We start from the raw sequence: 20,309 nt of genomic DNA on the forward strand, positions 1-20,309 counted from the left end.
TACTAGTTATTATTTAATCTATTTTAGGTATAATTATTTGAGAGCCAAAAAATAATGCATTAAAAAATAGTTTATTGGTTCCAAACCAAGAACCTCTAAAGTTAGGATTATCAGCAAATAAAATTGCACGTCCTTTTCCTACGGGACTTACAACTATAGAAGCTGACTTCTTCATTTTTTCAAGATTTTTTTTACTTATGTACCCATCAACATGTGGATCTTTCGTGTATTTTGCAACGGTGGCATATGGGTTTTTACTCGGCATTAGCCACACCGTAGAGTTTTTATAAATTGGCAGTTCATTATTTTTATAACCAAACCCAATAGGGTTAGTAATATCTAAATCGACATTAACAATAACTCCACCTAAACGTTCTCTACCTATATGCTCACTAGCATCAATAAAAGGTAGTCTTTTAACAACCCTATTAGAATCTTTAGGTTTCTTAAACAATTTCTCTTTTACTATTTTCTTCTTTACCGCCCATTCGCTTGCTTGTCTGGTTGTAATAAGTGTATTGCCTTGTGAAACCCAACCTTTAATTTTCTTGCGTTTTAAACTATCCAATTGATTGTAAGTGCCAGAAACTAATATTAATGTATTGTATTTATTTAAATTAATACTATTAAAAATTCTTAATGGCGCTTTAGTTAAAGGCATATTTAATTTAGTATCTAATAAATGCCATACTTCACCCATTTCGTAAGATGAAATTCCTTGACCAACTAACATTAATGGTTTAGGTTTTATAATAGTTCTAAAATTAGGGCTTCCCAAATCAACTCCTTGTTCACTATATCCACTATTTAAAGAATGCACATCAACCATCAATTCATTTGAAGTAGATTTTAAAAATTTAAATAATTTATCTGCATCTATTTCTTGATCATTCACAGCTACTAATAACGCTCCTCTGTCAAACTGAGTTCCATTAATTTTAAAAGGTTTATATGCTACTTTTACTTTTACGCTCTCACGCTGAAGCTTGTTTAAAAATGCTGGAGCATTATAATCATCCCACGAAATTATATATGCATAATTAGATTTATTAAAGTCGTTTAGTTTAAAGATGTCTTTTGCTGAAGTTATTCGTTCTCCTTTTTTGATGATTTTTTTAGTCTCAGCATGTGGCATATTATAAAAATTTGCCACTGACCAAGCTGAAGCATCATAGTATACACTATCTCTATATTTTTCGTAAGTTTCAAACATTGTTTGAACCATTCTATATTGCTTTTGCTTAGTTGGCACTAAAAAAGAGCTTCCATTTTTAAAAGATCTATTATTCAGTCTTACTGAATTATCCAAATTATAAACATCAATCTTATGCTTTAATAGAAAATCAACAAACCTTTTTGTCCTATTACGATCGTATTCATCGCCGAAAACATAGCCTTTTACAGGATTTTTTACTGCTCTCGATAAAGCAGAATTAAAAAACTCGCGCTTATACTTATGTAAATAATCTTTATTTTTTATTGCAGCTTTAATAGTCGCAAAACTAGAAGTATACTGATTTCTGATAGTAAATTTAAAAGAGATATTACCCGTTTCTGTTTCCTGCAAATGTCCGCGCGAACTAGCTTGTTCAAAAAGTAATGCTAATGCGCCTTGTAGATCAGGATATGAAGAACCATAACCTGGATACGTGCCATCAAACCTTTCTTTAGTAAAATATAGCGAACCTATAGCATCTAAATCTTTTGAAAATTGCTCTGCAAACAAATCATTTAATGTTGTATAATTCTCTTTGGGCATTATAGGATCTTTGGATGCATTTGGTTTCATCGGTTCGAAAAAATAGGTGTTATTTGTTCCCATTTCATGAAAATCAGTAACAACATTAGGATACCATTGGTGATACCAATTCAACTTTCCTTGACTTTCTGGATGCACGGCTAATAACCAATCTCTGTTTAGATCGAACCAATAATGGTTTGTTCGCCCACTAGGATTTGGTTCATTATGCTCCATATCATACTTGTCAGACACTAAAGGGTTCCCTCTACGAGAATTTGCCCAATGCGTATGGCGGTCTCTACCGTCTGGGTTTATAGTAGGGTCAATAAAAATTACAGCATTATTCAAATATTCTTTAATTTTTTCATTTTTAGAAGCAATTAGTGCATAAGCTGTTAGCATTGCTGCCTCAGTACTTGAAGGTTCATTACCATGAACATTATACGCCAAATTGATAAACACAGGCATACTGCTAATATCTGGCATTGGCTTGTTAGGGTCAACTAGTGCTAAATGCTGTTGTCTTAAAGTTTCAAGGTTCTTTATATTATCTGCATTAGAAATAATAAGAATTACCAATTCTCTATTTTCGTGTGTCTTACCATAACTGGTCAAGGTAGCTTTGTCTGAAATTTCTGCGAGTTTTCTAAAGTATTGTACTACTAGGTCATGTCTTGTATGATATTCGCCAATTGGATAATCTAAAAATTCTTCAGGGCTAGGAATTTGATCATCAAAAGGGCCTTGATTACCATAAAAATAATCTTGTGAAAAAACAGAAAGATTGAAAAATAAAATTAATAAAAGCGAAAAGGTACTTTTCATTGTAATTTGAATTAGTTGAGCTAACTAAATTACAAAAACTAATGATGTGTTACAGAATCTTTAATTCTTTTGTTTTGAATTAATTTATTTTGATTTATTTCTGCACTTGTAGACAATTGCAGATACTTATTAAATCTTTTATCAACCTGTTCTTGAATATTTCTTATTATTATTCTTAAGGACACATCGTCTTGTTGAAATATCTTAGAAAAGCGATTTTCTAGTTTTAAATATTTCTCAATTTTAATAGATGGAACTTTAGAATCCAATTGTAATGAATTCAATCCCTTCTCTAATCTTCTCGGATCATTTCTGTATAGCAACCACTGACCAGAATCTACTGCAGCTTTATGATATTTACTAGGACTCTTCATATCAATACCATGTGAAGCGCTATGACAATACGCAATAATGATTGAAGGGCCATCATAACTTTCGGCTTCATTAAAGGCTTTTAATGTTTGCTCTTGATTTGCTCCAATAGCAACTGAAGCCACATATACATTTTCATAGTTCATGGCTAATAAACCTAGATCCTTTTTTTGCTTTTGCTTTCCGTTAAAGGAAAATTTAGCTTGTGCTCCATAAGGTGTAGCTTTAGACATTTGCCCTCCGGTATTATCATATACTTCATTATCCATCACTAGTATATTTATATTCTTGCCTGATGCCAACACATGATCTAATCCACCATAGCCAATATCATATGCCCAACCATCACCGCCAACAATCCATACAGATTTATCTTTTTGCTGTTGATGATCTAAAGCCAATCTAAAGCCCAAGCCAAACTCGGCATTATCTTCAAAGAGTGAATTTGCCCAAGCCGGACCTTTACCCTCTTTATTTTTAGACCAAGGTGTTGTAGGCAAAGCGCCACCAAAAATTGAACTAGCGCCAGTTGCATTTGCAACCAATAACCTACTTCCAATTAATTGCGACAATAATTTAAGGTACGGCGCTTCCCCACAACCTTCAACACCAATTGAATAGTTGAATAAAGGTTCTTTCAGCTGCTGCTGACTCACCTTTTCTGTATTTATTTTTCCGCTGTCTAGCTCTGGAATAACTTCAAAATAATTCCAGTTTTCTTTTTCTATATCTACTAATTCTTTGTTTTCAACCATTTGCAATGCTCCTTTTACAGGACAAGCATCCACGCAATTGTTACAACCTGTACATTGATCTGGATTTACCTGTAATGTAAAGTTCAACAAATCGAAATCTGCTTCTATTGATTTAGTTGATTTAAAGCTTTCTGGAGCTGTTTCTACATAAGAATCTTTATACACTTTCATTCTAATGGTACTTTGTGGACAAGCCATAGAACATGCTCCACATTGTGTACAAGAATCTGGGCTCCAAACTGGTAATTTAGTAGTAGCTACAACATGATTGTATTTTGAAGTATCTGTAGGATAGGTTCCGTCTACCGGAAGTTCACTAACCAACACTTCATTTCCTTTATTTCTAAGCAATTTTACCAATAAGGTATTTGAAAACTCTTTGTTGTTTTCTGCTAACTCTTTTTTTGCAATTGATGTATCTACCTTGTAAATGCTATCTCTTAAATCGGCTATTTCATCAGTATAAATTAGGTCTTTTTTAAGACTTAAAAAAGCCGCGTATAAGCTATTCAACTTATAACCATTAACTGTATATTCTTCTTTTAACCATTCATTATCTATTACAAAGACTTGAATGTTCTTAACTATAATTTCTTCTTGTTTTTTGGCCGAAAGTGTCTGCCAGAATGCTTTTGAAGTCAATTGAGAATTAACCAGAAGTGTTCCGTTAGGTTTTAGTGTTGCTATCGCATTATCATTAGTGATGAAGTATGTATGCTGGCAAGACACAAAGTCGGCTTGTTCTATTTTATATGATGCTTTAATTGATTTAGCATCAATTCTTAAATGTGCTATATTTCTAGAGTTTGATTTTTTATAATCGCATTCTACATAACCTTGCACATAGTTTTTTTCACCTGCCATTTGCAGGATGTTTTCGTAGTTTTCTGTATTGTTTTTTGATTTATTTTGGTAAAAAACAGCTTGATATGTATGATCTAAAAGTTGAACATCTTCTTTAAGCTTCAAACTTAAACTTGTTACATCGTCTGTTATTCCAACTGTAAAATTATTTTTTGGCTGATCTCCTTTAAGGTTATTATAAATAGCATTCACCATAGTTGGTGAAAATTCTTTTGATGATAATCCATACCGACCGCCAATTATTCTAGGTAGATTTTCTATTTCTCTATTTTGAAAAGCTTCGGTTAAAGACTGAACGATGTCTAAATACAAAGGTTCACCTGTCGAACCTGGTTCTTTAGTTCTATCTAAAACAGCTATTGACCTAACTGATTTTGGCAAAACTTCTAGTAAGTGTTTTTTACTAAATGGTCTAAATAATCGAATTTTTATAAGCCCTAATTTTTGTCCTTGTTGATTTAATTGATTGATGGTTTCTTCTATAGTTTCACATGAAGAAGCCATAGAGATTATTACTTGTTCAGCTTCTGGATGACCTACATAATCAAACAAATTATAGTGTCTTCCAGTTAAAGTATGGAACTTATCCATTGTATTCTGAACGATTGTCGGACAAGCATTGTAAAATATATTTTGAGCTTCTCTGCTTTGAAAGAATACATCTGCTCCTTGCGATGTTCCTCGTAAAACGGGATTATCTGGATTTAATGCTCTATCCTTATGTTGTTGTACAAAATCCTCATCGATCATTTTTTTTATAATCTCATCAGAAATTGACTGAATAGTATTTGTTTCATGAGAAGTTCTGAATCCGTCCATAAAATGAACAAACGGGATTCTAGATTTTAAGGTGGCCGCTTGCGCAATTAAAGCAAAATCTTGAGATTCTTGTACAGAGGCGCTACCTAAAAAGGCATAACCTGTTTGGCGTGCAGCCATAATATCACTATGATCTCCATATACCGATAATGCATGTGTAGCTATAGATCTGGTTGCTACATTGATAACATTTGGCAACAGCTGACCAGCAATTTTATACATGTTGGGTATCATTAATAACAATCCTTGAGAAGCTGTAAATGTGCTAGATAAAGCACCTGTTTGTAAAGCTCCGTGCATTGTTCCAGCAACACCTGCCTCACTTTGCATTTCGAAAGTTGTAGGCACAGAACCGAAAATGTTTTGTTGCTCTTTTGCACTCCACTCTTCCGTTAGGGCAGACATTTCTGAAGTTGGTGTACATGGATAAATAGGGAAAACCTCATTGGTTTTATACGCAATCTCAGTAACTGCTTGATAACCTGTGGTAATATGTTTGTTGTTAGTTTTCATTGGTGGTGTTGAAAAAAGAAAAAAGACTACCCGAAAAAGGGAGAACGAGCAGTCAATTCTCTTTAGAAAATTACTTTACAATTTCGATTGAAACTGGAGTAGGATTGGTAAGCATATCGAATACAGGAGAGAACTTAGCTAAATTTTCTAACTGCTCTACTGATGCATCAGATTTTACTTTTAATTTAAATTTAATACCTTCGAATCCTTTACGCACCTCTGCATCTAAGCCTAGGAAACCGTGTAAATCACATCCACCTTCTAAAGTAGATTCAGCACCTTCAATATCGATTCCGTTTGCAGAGGCATGATATACCATAGCACCTGTTAAACAAGAACCTAAAGCGTGTAATACTACTTCTGCAGGTGTTGCAGCTTTGTCTTCACCTAATAATACATTTGGGTGATCACACTCCATTGTAAATGTTTCTTGACGAGTTGTGTCTTCTTGACCTGCACCATAGAAACTCTTAGCACTAGTTACACAATGTCCACCAGTAATCCAATTGTTCTTAGCTCTAAATTCGAACTTTGCCAAAGAAGGCTCAGCTTGAATGTGTTGAATAGTTTCTACTAATTGATCTACGTTTACTCCGTTTTTAATGTTTTCTGTAGTTGTCATTTTTTTAAATTTTTGTGATTAAACAATTTTTATTTGACTTGTTTAATGCTATTGGCGTGCCAAATTATTTAAAATAATGATTTACAGATTATTACATTTTATTTTATCAAACAACAAGTTGTGGAAAATTCGTTTATTAACGATTTTTCGTTATTTATTTACGAAATTTCGATAAATCTGGATAGGGTTTGCAAAAGATTACAGTTGATCTAGCCCAACCCAAATTACTTAACATCATTCAGGTAGTTATTAATAGATTCTATTAGCTTGTTTGTAGTAGTCATCATTTGTTCTATACGCCTATTATGTTCTTTGGTTTTGTTAAACATAATAAATAGACCAGCCAACACTTCTGGGTCTTTATGAACCGTAACCATGTCTACAGCTATAACATCAAAATCTTGATTAGTTATATAATGCATCATTTCTTTATTGACCATTTTAGGCGCTACTTCTTTGAGAAAATTTTGGGTAGAAATAACCAGTTGATTTTGAATACCACCTAACATAGTATCAGAATAATACTTAGAAATTTGCTTTCTCAAATTGTCCGATCTAAGAATATCAATATTACCTGATGAAGTAATATTGTTAAATGCAACACTAGTTGGAGTAAACATTGTATGATTAGTAGTAATGGGTAGTAATTGAGAAAATTCTTTCCCAAAATGTGGGTTATTATTCATCAAAGACATATAATAGAAAGCAGAATCTATCGCCAGTAGTTTGGTACTATTATATTTAAGAACATTTTGTGCATTTAGAAGATCTTCATTAAGATTTTCTCTAATTTCTAAAAGAAAATGATGTTCTTTTTTGATATCATTTCGTTGCTGATTCCAATTATTAATCTGAAGCGCAATTAAAATTCCAATAACAACCAAAATAATTTCGCCAATTGCATAAATTAGGTACTTACTGAAACGATTTTCAGCTAGTAGTTTTTGGCGAATACGGCGGAAGAATTTAATCATAAATTATTCTTTACTTTTAATTATAAGCGCAGGGATATTTAATGATTTATACAAAGCATTATAGGCATCCATTTCAGTATCTATAATAGCATCACGTTCAGTTTTATATACTTGCCAATCTTTCATTAAATCATCCAAACGCTCTTTAGCTCCTTTAGTAACTTTAGGGTCTGCTTGATCTATATAACTTTTTAGCTGAATCAATTGCGCATTGAGTTTGTTATTAAAATTAATTACATCTTGAAATGTTTTTTGCTTGGCTTGAATTAAATTTTCTTCCCAACTGTTAATTCGTTTTGTTAAAGTCTCTCCTTTTTCAATTAGCGTTTTAGCATTCTCATTATCCTTTAAAAGCTTTGCATATTTTTTTAGTTGAGTTTTAGCAGATCTCATTTGGTTTACAGACTCATGCATATCTCTAATTGTATTTTCAACGGTAACCAACATTTTTTGTTGTTCTACAAAATCTTGAGGAGTTGAATTAACCCTAGGGTTTGGAAGAATAGTCACATCCGTTTCAACAGATTCTCCTTCTAATGTCATTCTTAATATATAGTTTCCTGGTGCCACACTAGAGCCAGAAAGGCCACCAAAAACAAGAACTTTATTTATAGATGGTAAGGCACCGCGATTAAAATTCCAAGTAAAACGATTGTATCCTTTTTTCGAGGGTAAAATTTCGGGTTTAGACGGGCCACCTGGCCACGTTTTAAAATCTTTAGGTTTTTTATTTGTATAGATTCTAACAACTTTTGAGTCCTGTAAAATTTCTAACTTTAAATCTAATGTATCTACATCTTTGCTTAAATAATAATCGAAAGTAACACCACTTTTAGGGTTTTGACCTTGACCTATAGCTTTAGACGTACCACCAAAAATTCGATAGGTGTTTTTAGGCTTAAATAATTGAACTGACTTAGTATCTGTACTCATATTTTGAAGCACCCCTAAATCATCTAAAATCCAGAATCCACGACCCGATGTTGCGGCCACCAAATCATTATCTTGAATTATTAAATCATTAATAGCAACTACTGGTAAATTTAATTTTACGTTTTGCCAATGAGCACCATCATCATTAGAAACATATAAACCAGTTTCTGTACCAGCATACAGCAATCCTTTTCGTTTTTTATCTGCTCTTACAACTCTTACAAAACCGTTCGGATCATCTAAACCGTTTACAATTTTTTTCCAAGTTTGCCCATAGTCGGTCGTTTTAAAAACATAAGAACTTAAATCTAAAGATTTATAACGCATTACAACTACATAAGCTGTCGCTGGATCTTGCTCTGAGATATCAATACTATTAATAATACCATCTTTAATTCCTTTTGGTGTTATATTCTCCCAACTTTCACCTCCATTTTTTGTAATATGAAGTAAGCCATCGTCACTGCCAGCATACAAAACACCCTCTTCATGTTGTGATTCTACTAAAGAGGTGAGTGTATTGTAATTTTCTCCACCAGCTGCTTCATTTGTATATGGACCTCCACCTGGGCCATGTTTATCGATTTCATTTTTCGTAAGATCTGGACTTATAGTAGACCAACTTATTCCGCCATCGGTAGTTTTAAAAACAACATTCCCTGCATGATAAATTGTAGTTCTATTATGTGGTGATGTTATAATAGGTGCGTTCCAATTATAACGATATTTTGAATCTTTTGGCGCAATGCTTAATCCTAGTTCTGGGTACTCTTTAATTGATTTTTGTTCTCTAGATGTTTTTGTCCATTTACTAATATTCCCTTGATAAGTTCCTCCATAAACTGTTTCTGGATTTTCTGGGTCGAAAGCAATAAAAGCACTTTCTCCACCAGCAACTGAATACCAATCTTTCCAACCAATACCACCATCATTTGTTCTGCTAGCAATACCAATTGCAGAATTATCCTGTTGACCACCATACACATTATATGGAACCAATTTATCTGTTATAACACGATAGAATTGAGATGTTGGTTGATTCTTTTGCGTACTCCAACTTTTACCTCCATTAAAGGAAATGTTAGCACCACCATCATTAGAATTAATAAGATTCGTATTGTCATTTGGATTGATCCATAAATGATGATTATCCCCATGAGGAACAGGAATATTAAAAAAACTTTTTCCCCCATCAATTGATTTCATTACAGGAGCATTTAATACATACACCACATTTTCGTTTTGAGGATCGGCAAAAATCTCCATATAATACCAAGAACGCGCAATGTTAACACGATTTTTATTTACTTGTTTCCAAGTTTTACCAGCATCATCTGAGCGATAAACTCCTCCTTTTTCATCTTCTGCTTCAATTACAGCAAAAACACGTTCTGGATTTGCTCTAGATACAGATATGCCAGATTTACCAAAAGCTTCTGGCAATCCTTTTTTCATTTTTACCCAACTATCTCCACCATCAGTAGATTTGTACAATCCTGAGTTTTCACCTCCTGATTCCATAATCCAAGGATAACGACGATGCTGCCACATTGATGCATATAAAATACGAGGATTCGTCATATCCATAGACAAGGAAGAAGCTCCAGTTGTGTTATTTACTGATAAAATATTCTCCCAAGTCTTTCCTCCATTGGTAGTTTTATAGATTCCTCGTTCTTTAGACGGTGCATATTGGGCACCCTGTGCTGTTACATAAATAACATCTGGATTTGTAGGATGTATAATAACATCAGAAATGTGACGTGTTTTACCCAATCCCAAATGACTCCATGTTTTTCCGGCATCCATAGATTTGTACACACCATCTCCCATAGAAGTCATAACACCACGAGCAGCATGTTCGCCCATACCAACAACTACAATATTAGGGTCGCTTTCAGATACTGAAATTGCACCTACTGAACCTGTTTTAAAAAATTTATCAGATATGTTTTTCCATGACAAACCATCGTCAGTAGTTTTCCAAACTCCACCACCAGTAGAACCCATATAATATGTGTGAGACTCCCCTATCACACCAGTACAAGCAACACTTCTACCACCTCTAAATGGGCCTATATTACGCCATTTTAATCCATGAAATAAAGAATCTACGAGTTTAATTGTAGGTTCCGAAGCTTTCTTTTTTCTTTTTTGAGAATGCAAGCAGGTTGGTAATATAAGCATGCAAATAAATAATAGTTTTAGCGTTTTCATAAGGTTAGTTTTGATTAGTAATTGACGAGTCAATGGAAGAATTTATAATCTTTAATTTAATAAAGGATATTATCTAAAATACGGTCAAGGTTTTGCTCCATAACCCCAAAAGAACAATCTGAAAAGAATATCTTATAAATATCTCTTCTAAATTCGCTTAATTCTTTAGCAGAATATTCATGCTGATGTATGGCTTCATCTATTTTCTGGAAACGCTCATCTTCGGTATCATTAGAAAACTCTTCATAGATCTTTTTAAAAGTATCTTCATCGGTTTTAGATTTAACCATTCTTATTTCTTGCTTAGTTTCTTCACCATCAGCATTAGCACACATGAGCATTATATAAGTTTGCAGTTCTGTTTTTGTCCAATTATTATTCGATTTCATATTAGTTAGGTTTTATTAAGAAAGTAATTTTGATTGTATTTAGGCTATTCATTTTTAGGAAAGGATCTTCGCCTAATTGGATGAAAGGATTTACACATGGTTTAGTTAGGTTACTATAAACAGTTAATACCGTTATAATTACTTTTTAAAGTTACAAAAAATTAAGATTTGTTGTTGTTAAGCAATTCTCAATACATTTTGAGCAGCAAAACACTCGAATTGACTATGAGCTATATTGGGCGTTCAATGCCCAATACCTTAATTTTTGAAGCCAATGTTGTAGGGCGCATATCAAGTAATTCTGCGGCACCACCTTTGCCAGAAATTTTCCAGCGAGTTTGCTTTAATGCCTTAAGGATATTTTCCTTTTCTAGAGTAACCAACTCTTTTGAAGTCAATATTTTTTGTTGAACCGTTTCTAAGTTAATTTCGTCTCCATTAGAAGCATTCGGTATAATTGCCTGCCAATTAATGCTTCCGTTTTGCGCAACAATCACTGCTCTTTCTATCAAGTTTTGCAATTCTCTAACATTGCCAGGCCAGTTATAATTTAAGAGTACACTTTTATCATTTTTAGATAACTCAGCAATTGGTTTATTTAATTTTTTAGAGAAATGACGTATCATTTCTTGGGCGATCAAAATAATATCGTTTCCTCTGGTACGTAAGGGAGGCACACTAATAGGGAATACATTCAATCGGTAATATAAATCTTCTCTAAACTTATTCTCTTGCGCATGCTTTAATAAATCTCTGTGCGTTGCTGCTATAATGCGCACATCTACTTTTATTGTTTCTGAACTACCCACAGGATCAAATTCTCCTTCTTGAATTACACGTAATAGTTTCGGTTGTAAATCTATTGGCATCTCACCTATCTCATCTAAAAAAATCGTGCCTTTATTTGCTAATAAAAAGCGCCCTTTTCTATCTGAAGTCGCTCCTGTAAAAGCTCCTTTTTTATGCCCAAACAATTCACTTTCTATTAAATTAGCAGGTATAGCTCCACAGTTAATTCTGATAAGTGGTTTATCACTTCTATGGCTCGTCTCATGTATACCTCTTGCCACCAATTCTTTACCTGTACCTGTTTCGCCAGTAATTAAAACAGTTGCGTCAGTTTTGGCCACTTGCTCAACTAGGTTCAGTACATTTTTCATCCCTAAATCTTCGGCTATAATACCATAGTTACTAGTAAGTTCTTTAATCTCTTCTTCGAGGTATTCTGTTTGGTTGGTTAGTAAATTAATAGTGTTTTCTGCCAATATACGTTCTTCAATATTCCGTAAGATAAGCGTATAAAATGTCTCTTCTTCAGTACCATATTTACTAAGCGTACCTTCATTTAAAGTTTCTGTTTCATTTGACCCTATAACTTTTACAACTTTAGGTAAATGTGTATTGATATTCTGTTCATTGTTTTCATCTTTAATAATGTCCTCTATGAGCTGCGCACTTGTTTCATCAAAAAAGAATAAGACATTACGTTGCAATACATCTTCATTTTCTAAAAGGCTGCTTGCCGAAGGGTTTGTTAAAAGGATTCTAAACTTACTATCAAACATTATAATAGCGTCCATAGCGCCATTAATCAACCCACTCATTTTAGTGCCTGCTACTTCAAGATCTCTATTTGCGTTGTACAAGCGCTCTTGAACAGCATCTATATCTCTATGGCGATCTATAAGTACCGATAAGATTCCTTGCGTAAAACCTTCATCAGAAAACAATAAATTTTGAAAATAATCGCGTTCAATACGAAGTACCGTAGTTGGTTCTAAAGTTGAAATAGAAGCGGAGCGCTTTTGACTATCTATTAAGGCATACTCACCAAAACAATCGCCTTTATACATTTTACTAAAAATGTAGCCATCTTCGTGCACTTTAATAGATCCATCTACAATTACATACATTGAATCTCCTTCATCGTTCTTACTGAAAATCTTTTCGTTCTTTCTAAACTGTAATTGCTTTACACCTCCAACAAGATACTCTAAAGAATCCTTTGAGACATGGATGAAAAAAGGAACCTGAGATAAGAACTTTACAATATTGTCTGATTCTTGTTTAGACATTCTGAAGTCAATAAATCTTTGCTAAAGATACCATTAATTAGAAAAGTCACGAAAAATCGTTAATTCGTTAACATTTCCATCAAAATAATCTGATTTAAACGATTACCTTGTTTATTAAAGTCATTATCTATAACAAAGATGATGGATTGATTTCCATTTGAAAGTTTTGGACCAAAACAGATACCCTCAACATTATCAATCATGTTATTTGTTAATTCACTTCTGACTGAATTGAAATCGAAAAGTAGTTCTTTAGTTACAGATGTATATTCTACATTTTTCAAACTTAAAACATCAAGAGTGTTTGTAGCATTAGAAATATTGATGTCATAAACCTTAATATCGTTACCATTAGTTCCATGACCTGATGAAAAGCTACGTTCTATGACTAAAAATTTATTGGGCGCATAAGCTAGTAAATCAGTAACGCCATTTACTGCAAAATCACCTAATGGTGCTTTGGCAATCTTATCCAGTTGATATACAAATTGCTTTTTAGGCTTTTTAGATGCTTTATTAAAATAGGTCATACGAACCGGGGAATCTGCTTTTTCAGGAGTTGGTGCAATACCATCAGCTTCCAAGGGTAATTCTGTAATAATCCAATATCCCTTTTTATCAAAACTTCTGGTTAAACCTTCAAAGACACCATTATTTCTCGGTTTTTGAGAGCTATTTGCTTCAAAATATTCTGGCAATTTAAAATTGTCTAAAATTTCTCCTCGTTGGTTTACTGAAAAAAATGATGGATCTCTACTTTCATTAATTAATCCTTCGCTAACTAATAACACTTTATCCTCTTCATTAAGGATTGCTTCAAGATCATTATGTTGTATTGTATCCTTAACTCTTACAATATCCTTAAAAATAATATCAGAAATTTTACCTGAATTAATTTGAATTTTCGCCTTATAAAATCTAGGGTTTTTAGAATCGTCACACGCTATGTAATAAGTGTTGTTTTGATAATCTATTCCAGAAATTCCTCCTACTAGAGTATTGTCAACATACAAATTATCAGGTAAAACAAATTCATCTAAAAATTTGAGTTCAATCGAATCATTATGCTTTTTACAGGAAACAATAAGAATTATGAATAATAAAAAGGAAAGATTTCGCATAAATTATTTATACCAGCTAGAATATTTTACATAATTATTTGCGATTCTATCGATTTCTCCAGAAATCATTTCTGGCGAAACGTCTTTTATCTTTTTGGCAGGCATACCTGCATAAATTGTTCCTGATTCTACTCGAGTTCCTTTCGTCACAACTGCTCCAGCTGCAACAATAGCATTACTTTCCACCACACAGTCATCCATCACAATAGCACCCATACCGATCAACACATTATCATGAATGGTACAACCATGAACAATGGCATTATGACCTATTGACACATTATTACCAATATTTGTTGGGCTTTTCTCATAAGTACAATGCACTGTAGCGTTATCTTGCACATTTACCTTATTGCCCATTTTTATATAGTGCACATCACCACGAATTACAGCGCTGTACCAAATACTACATTGATTGCCCATTTCTACATCGCCAACTATAACAGCATTTTCTGCAATAAAACAATCGTTACCAAACTGAGGTTCTTTTCCGTTTAATTCTTTTACAATCATCTACTTAAAATATGATAAAAACTCCGCCTTTTTAGAAGCAGACACACTTAATTCTTTTCCGTTACTTAAAGAAACTGTTCCACCCTTTCCTTTTTTGTAGGAAGCAATATAAGACACATTAACTAAATATGATTTATGTATACGAGCAAAACCATTTTCTTTTAAGATATCTTCAAAATATTTGAGTGTTTTACTCACCAGTTTTTTTTGTCCATTTTCAAGATAGATTTCAGTATAATTATCATCTGCTTTGCAATAAATAATGTCTTTCATTTCTAACACTTTAAAACCATCTTGCGTAGGAATTGTGATTTTCTGATCTGTAGAATTCGTTTTAGGAGTCAAAATCGAATTCTGTAATTCGTTCTCCTTTTGTTTTAATTCAGTAACATAATCTACAGCTTTTATTAAATCATCAATAGAAATGGGCTTCAATAAATAATAGGACGCATGTTTGTTTAATGCTTCTATAGCATATTGATTATAAGCAGTTACAAATACTACTTCAAAATCTGTTTTACCAAGCTTATCCAGCAAATCAAACCCCGAACCATAAGGCATTTCTACATCTAAAAAAATAAGATCGAGGTCGTTGTTTCGAATTAAAACCAACGCCTCGTCAATATTCTTTGCTTCACCTACAACCTCTACCGTTGGGCAATATTTACCAAGATAATTCTTAAGAATATCTCTGCTGGTCTGTTCGTCTTCTACTATGAGGACTTTTAAATTCATTAATCTTTTTTAAGGGTCAAAATTACTTTGGTGCCAGTTTCGTCGTCGTATAAATCTTCAATAAACACATCAACTTTATCTTTATACATTTCGTTTAAAATAGCTATTCGCTGTTTGATGTTTTGCATTCCTTTAGATTGCTGCTTTTTTTGATGCTCTGTTTTTAATTCTTTCGATTTTTTTCTGCCAATACCATCATCAGAAATTTCAATAATAATAGTTCCTTCATCTTTTTTAGAAAGTTCAACTTTTAAAAATCCTTTTTCTTCTTTATAGCGCAATCCGTGCCAAACAGCATTTTCAACATATGGCTGTAGTAACATTGGTGGAATTTGAAATTGTTCTTGCTCAATTTCTTTATCAACTATCAGCTCGTAATCAAATTTATCTTGAAATCGAGAATGTTCTAATTTTAGATATAATGACAACAACTCAATTTCTTTTTCTAATGGAATAAAATCTTCCTCAGAATTTACCAGCACACTACGCATTAATGTAGAAAATTCGGTTAAATACCGATTGGCTGTACGTTCATCATTTTGTGCAATAAAACTATTCACCGAATTCAAGGCATTAAAAATAAAATGAGGATTCATTTGAGTGCGTAGTGACTTTAGAGCCAATAAATTGTTTGCTAATTTTCGCTGTCTATTACTACGAATCATCCAAAACAATGATAATAGCAGCAGCGCTAAACCAACAACTAAAGCATAAATGATCGTTTTCTGCCTTCTATCATTTTCAATAGTCAATTGATTTTCTGTTTGATATAGTTGAATTTTACTTTCAGAAAGTGCTCGGTCTTTTTCTAAACTGGTAATCCTGTTTTGTTTTTCAGAAAGATCTCTATTTAAATTTACAGCTGTAGCAATCTCGGCTTCCTTTTGTTGGTACAGTAGATCAACTAACGAAACATATTTTTTATAATTGATTAATGCTTTATCATCATTACCCAAAGAGACATATGCTTCAGATAATTTCTGAACAGCATCTTTTTGTGTTTCTAAATCTTCATCTTTTTCAGCATCTGCAATACTTTCTTCTAACAACGGAATTGCCTCATTCACTTTATTCTGCTTTAAATAAACATTCCCCAAATCTAGCTTAGCACGTGATTTAGTAATCTTCTTTTCGTCTGCTACTACCACTTCTTCTAAAGCTTCATTTTCTAAAGTTTCTAAAGTTTCTTTTCTGAGCTGGGCTTCTTTATTTAGACTATTATTTTTACTATAAAACTCTGCTGCTTTTTGATTTTGAACAATTGCCTTTTGGGGACTTTCTGCTTTTGCTGATTCGATAGAGCGATTTAAATAACCTTCTGCCTCTCCTTGCCTACCCAAAGCATCTAACGCTAACGCAATTTTAGAATTTAATCGTGTCCTTTTAGAAATATTTGAAATCCTCTCATTTAAATTTAACGCAGTTCTGAATTCAGATAGCGCATTGTTATATTCTTTTTGGTTAAAAAATACATCACCTAAACCTTCGTAGACATCTACTTTTTGAGAGGTATTAATAGGCCGTTCTTTTAAAAGATTGCTATATAGGTTTTGACTTTTATTAAACTGACCAGTAAGAAAATAAGCTTTAGCTAATTTTAGTTGAATACTAATTGTTGCCAAATTATCGTTAGCTACTTTATAATTACTAGCAGCCAAATCATATTGCTTAAGGTTCATATACAGATCACCCAAAACATTGTACGATTGTGATAATTGCTGTTTATTATTCCCTGCAAAATTCAAAGCTTCACCAACATAATCTATACTTTTTGTTGGATTGATATTTGAATAAAATAAAGCAGAATCTAATTGAATTTTAAAATTATTATTATTGTCTCTTTTACTGAGATTAATTTTTGATTTCTTTAGGGGTTTTGACCTACTTTCAAACTCAGGAACTCCCAAGGCATCAGATTCATCCTTCACTTCATAATTTAAACTTCCATCATATCTATAAGAATCAATCGTTCTACCATTCTTACTTAATATAATTAAATCTCCTAACTGAGCTTTAATAGTAAATTCACCATTAGAATCTGTTGTAGTAGAACCTCCTTTGCCACGAACTCTTACTGTAACACCAGAAAGTGGTCTGCCGTTTACATCTGTAATTCTATCAGTATAATATCCGTTTTCTCTAGCTTTATTATCTACTTGAGCATTAGATATAAAAACAACAGAAAAAATTAGTAGTAATAATATGTAAACTCTTTTTTTCATCAATACTTCGAATGAGGTAAAACTACATACTTTAAACGACACCTTAAAATCAACTTTACTCAAAAAATGTAAATTTTAGTTTAATATTTCTTGCCTTACTCACTCAATTTTCTCATTTACTCAATTAAATGTCCACTTCACTCATTTTGAATTTTTATTGAAAAAAGTTCCTCATACTTTTATCAAAAATTAAACAAAAGCATCATGAAAAAATTTAGCACAATACTCGTCTTTCTACTAACCTTCACTTCGGCTTTTATTTTTGCCGCCAATGACAATCTAAAAAAGAATACCATAAAAGTGGCACTATTATTAGACACCAGTAATTCTATGGATGGATTGATCAACCAAGCAAAAACACAACTTTGGGAAATCGTCAATGAACTCTCTTATGCCAAATGTGAGCATGAAGACCCTAATTTGCAAATTGCATTGTATGAATACGGTAATGACAATTTATCATCACGCGAAGGATACATTCGTCAGGTCATAGGATTTAGTTCTGACCTAGATGAAATTTCAGAAAAACTATTTGCACTCAGAACTAATGGCGGTAATGAGTTTTGTGGTGAGGTAATTCAAACCTCTTTAAAACAATTAGATTGGGGCAAAAATAAGAATGATCTAAAGTTAATTTTTATCGCTGGTAATGAACCTTTTACTCAAGGAAAAATCAATTACAAAGATGCAGCTGCACAAGCCAATGAACAAGACGTAATAGTAAACACCATCTTTTGTGGTGACTATCAAAATGGTATTTATGGTAAATGGCAAGATGGTGCTAGATTGACCAATGGTGACTATATGGTTATTGATCATAATGAGAGAATTGTTCATGTTGCTTCACCTTATGATCAAGAGATTATTATTCTTAACAAAAAGTTGAATGATACATATATTTATTATGGCAATAAAGGTATAAGTAAAATGCAATTACAATCAGAACAAGACGCTAATGCAGAAACTTTAGATGAAGTTGTTGTTGTAAAACGTGCTGTAAGTAAAAGTTCTAGAGTTTATAAAAATTCATCATGGGATTTGGTAGATGCTGAAAAAGAAAAAGGTTTTAATTATGATAAACTTAATAAGAAAACATTACCTAAACATCTACAAGGAAAGTCAAAGACTGAAATAAAAGACTATGTAGCGAAGCAAAGAATAGAGAGAAAAGAAATTCAAAAAAAGATTAATGATTTAAATACTAAACGCAATAAGTATGTAGCTCAAAAGCAAAAAGAGACAAATACAAAAAGTTTAGATAAAGCCATGATAGAGGCTATTAAAAAGCAAGCTAAAAAAAAGAATTATGTTTGGTAAGTTAAAGCTCGCAGTAGCGAGCTTTTTTGTTTTAATCTTCACTACCTTTGCACAAATTATTTTGAGTAATGCAGAAGACCACAATTACTATAGAAAACACATCTAATGAAGCTATCGTAAAATTTGTTGCTAATTCAATCTTAACTGATGGTAGTTTTGAGTATAACAATGTAGACGAGGCTAAAAATTCAACACTAGTTCAGCAATTGTTTCACCTACCTTTTGTAAAAAAAGTATTTGCTACAGCTAATTTTATTGCAATAGAACGCTACAATATAGTTGAATGGCCAGATGTACAAGAAGAGTTAAAGGTAGTTATTGAAAACTACTTAAACAAGCATGAAAGTTTATTTGGAGATTCTGAAAGTAAACCGAAGATTGTAGAAGTTTATGCCGAAAGCACACCAAATCCTACGGCAATGAAATTTGTAACAAATAGGTTACTAACTTCTCAAAATATAGAAATTTTAAGTTTAGAAGATGCTGTAGAAGTGCCAATTGCTAAGGAGTTATTTAATTTTCCTTTTGTAAGCCAGGTATTTATTTCTGAAAATTATATTTCGATTACCAAGAACGATTCTGTTGAATGGTTTGAAATCACCAATGAACTTCGTGATTTTTTAAAAAACTACACCCGCGAAAGCAAACCTATTATTACTGAAAATTATGTTCCAAAAAAAGTTAATCAACCAGAATTTGAACCTACTGATGTAGAAAATCTAGACGATATCTCACAAGAAATTGTAGCAATTCTAGACGAATATATTAAACCAGCCGTAACATCAGATGGTGGAAATATTATGTTTCAATCATATAATACAGAAAGTAAAACGGTGAATGTTGTATTGCAAGGAGCTTGTAGTGGTTGCCCTTCTTCTACGGTTACTTTAAAAAATGGCATTGAAGCTACCCTTAAACAATTATTACCTAATAAAGTTGAAGAAGTAATTGCCATAAATGGTTAAATTTTGTATTTTTAACTAAACAAATTTTTTAATCTTAAAACTAAATAGTTATGGCAGTAATGAAAGTTATTGAAGTGATGGCAAATTCTGATAAAAGTTGGGAAGATGCTACACGCAAAGCAGTAAAACACGCTTCAAGTAGTGTTAAACATATTAAGTCAGTTTTTGTTCAATCTCAAAGTGCAGTTGTAAGTGGTGATGATATTACTGAGTTTAGAGTTAATGTAAAGATCACTTTTGAAGTGAAGTAATTAAAATTTAGAAAGTATTGAGGCGTTTTGAAATTTCAAAACGCCTTTTTTTATACCTATATTTGAAAAAAAGTAATGACCATGCT

The 20,309-nt window shown here is 32.6% G+C and carries 14 protein-coding genes; 3 read left to right on the forward strand and 11 right to left on the reverse strand.

Going from position 1 to position 20,309, the window contains the following annotated elements:
- Positions 1-13: 13 nt before the first annotated feature.
- The 11 genes from AC3IF2_RS10325 to AC3IF2_RS10375 all read right to left on the reverse strand — a co-directional run bounded on the left by AC3IF2_RS10325 (position 14) and on the right by AC3IF2_RS10375 (position 17,753).
- Complete coding sequence (locus AC3IF2_RS10325) at positions 14-2,566, reverse strand: M14 family metallopeptidase (RefSeq protein ID WP_489167048.1); 2,553 nt, start codon at positions 2,564-2,566, stop codon at positions 14-16.
- Between the two features lie 38 nt (positions 2,567-2,604).
- Entirely contained in the window at positions 2,605-5,889 is a 3,285-nt protein-coding gene (locus AC3IF2_RS10330; protein WP_489167049.1) for a thiamine pyrophosphate-dependent enzyme, read from the reverse strand.
- A 70-nt stretch (positions 5,890-5,959) separates the two neighbouring features.
- A complete protein-coding gene (locus AC3IF2_RS10335; RefSeq protein ID WP_489167050.1) occupies positions 5,960-6,511 on the reverse strand; it encodes an OsmC family protein in 552 nt (183 codons plus the stop codon).
- A 224-nt stretch (positions 6,512-6,735) separates the two neighbouring features.
- Positions 6,736-7,485, reverse strand: coding sequence for a DUF6090 family protein (locus AC3IF2_RS10340; protein WP_489167052.1), 750 nt, complete (start codon positions 7,483-7,485; stop codon positions 6,736-6,738).
- Positions 7,486-7,488: 3 nt separating this feature from the next.
- On the reverse strand, positions 7,489-10,635 hold the full coding sequence (locus tag AC3IF2_RS10345; protein ID WP_489167054.1) for a VPS10 domain-containing protein: 3,147 nt from the start codon (positions 10,633-10,635) through the stop codon (positions 7,489-7,491).
- Positions 10,636-10,691: 56 nt separating this feature from the next.
- Positions 10,692-11,024: a hypothetical protein gene (locus AC3IF2_RS10350; RefSeq protein WP_489167056.1), complete on the reverse strand. Its 333-nt coding sequence runs from the start codon at positions 11,022-11,024 to the stop codon at positions 10,692-10,694.
- 230 nt (positions 11,025-11,254) lie between these two features.
- Positions 11,255-13,099 (reverse strand): sigma 54-interacting transcriptional regulator, encoded by a 1,845-nt coding sequence (locus AC3IF2_RS10355; RefSeq protein WP_489167058.1) that lies wholly within the window; start codon positions 13,097-13,099, stop codon positions 11,255-11,257.
- A 59-nt stretch (positions 13,100-13,158) separates the two neighbouring features.
- Positions 13,159-14,220, reverse strand: coding sequence for an esterase-like activity of phytase family protein (locus AC3IF2_RS10360; protein WP_489167060.1), 1,062 nt, complete (start codon positions 14,218-14,220; stop codon positions 13,159-13,161).
- A 3-nt stretch (positions 14,221-14,223) separates the two neighbouring features.
- Entirely contained in the window at positions 14,224-14,733 is a 510-nt protein-coding gene (locus tag AC3IF2_RS10365) for a gamma carbonic anhydrase family protein (protein WP_489167062.1), read from the reverse strand.
- Positions 14,734-15,468 (reverse strand): LytR/AlgR family response regulator transcription factor, encoded by a 735-nt coding sequence (locus AC3IF2_RS10370; protein WP_489167064.1) that lies wholly within the window; start codon positions 15,466-15,468, stop codon positions 14,734-14,736.
- Complete coding sequence (locus tag AC3IF2_RS10375; RefSeq protein ID WP_489167066.1) at positions 15,468-17,753, reverse strand: histidine kinase; 2,286 nt, start codon at positions 17,751-17,753, stop codon at positions 15,468-15,470. The genes AC3IF2_RS10370 and AC3IF2_RS10375 overlap by 1 nt, the downstream gene beginning before the upstream one ends.
- Before the next feature lie 141 nt (positions 17,754-17,894).
- Here AC3IF2_RS10375 and AC3IF2_RS10380 point away from each other — a divergent pair, with 141 nt between their 5' ends.
- The 3 genes from AC3IF2_RS10380 (at position 17,895) to AC3IF2_RS10390 (ending at position 20,223) form a co-directional block, all read left to right on the forward strand.
- Positions 17,895-19,007 (forward strand): vWA domain-containing protein, encoded by a 1,113-nt coding sequence (locus tag AC3IF2_RS10380; protein ID WP_489167068.1) that lies wholly within the window; start codon positions 17,895-17,897, stop codon positions 19,005-19,007.
- A 68-nt stretch (positions 19,008-19,075) separates the two neighbouring features.
- Entirely contained in the window at positions 19,076-19,972 is an 897-nt protein-coding gene (locus tag AC3IF2_RS10385) for a NifU family protein (protein ID WP_489167069.1), read from the forward strand.
- A 50-nt stretch (positions 19,973-20,022) separates the two neighbouring features.
- Positions 20,023-20,223 carry a dodecin family protein gene (locus AC3IF2_RS10390; RefSeq protein ID WP_489167071.1) on the forward strand — a complete coding sequence of 67 codons (201 nt, stop codon included), beginning with the start codon at positions 20,023-20,025 and terminating at the stop codon, positions 20,221-20,223.
- The last annotated feature ends 86 nt before the right edge of the window (positions 20,224-20,309 follow it).

This window comes from Maritimimonas rapanae (assembly GCF_057837205.1).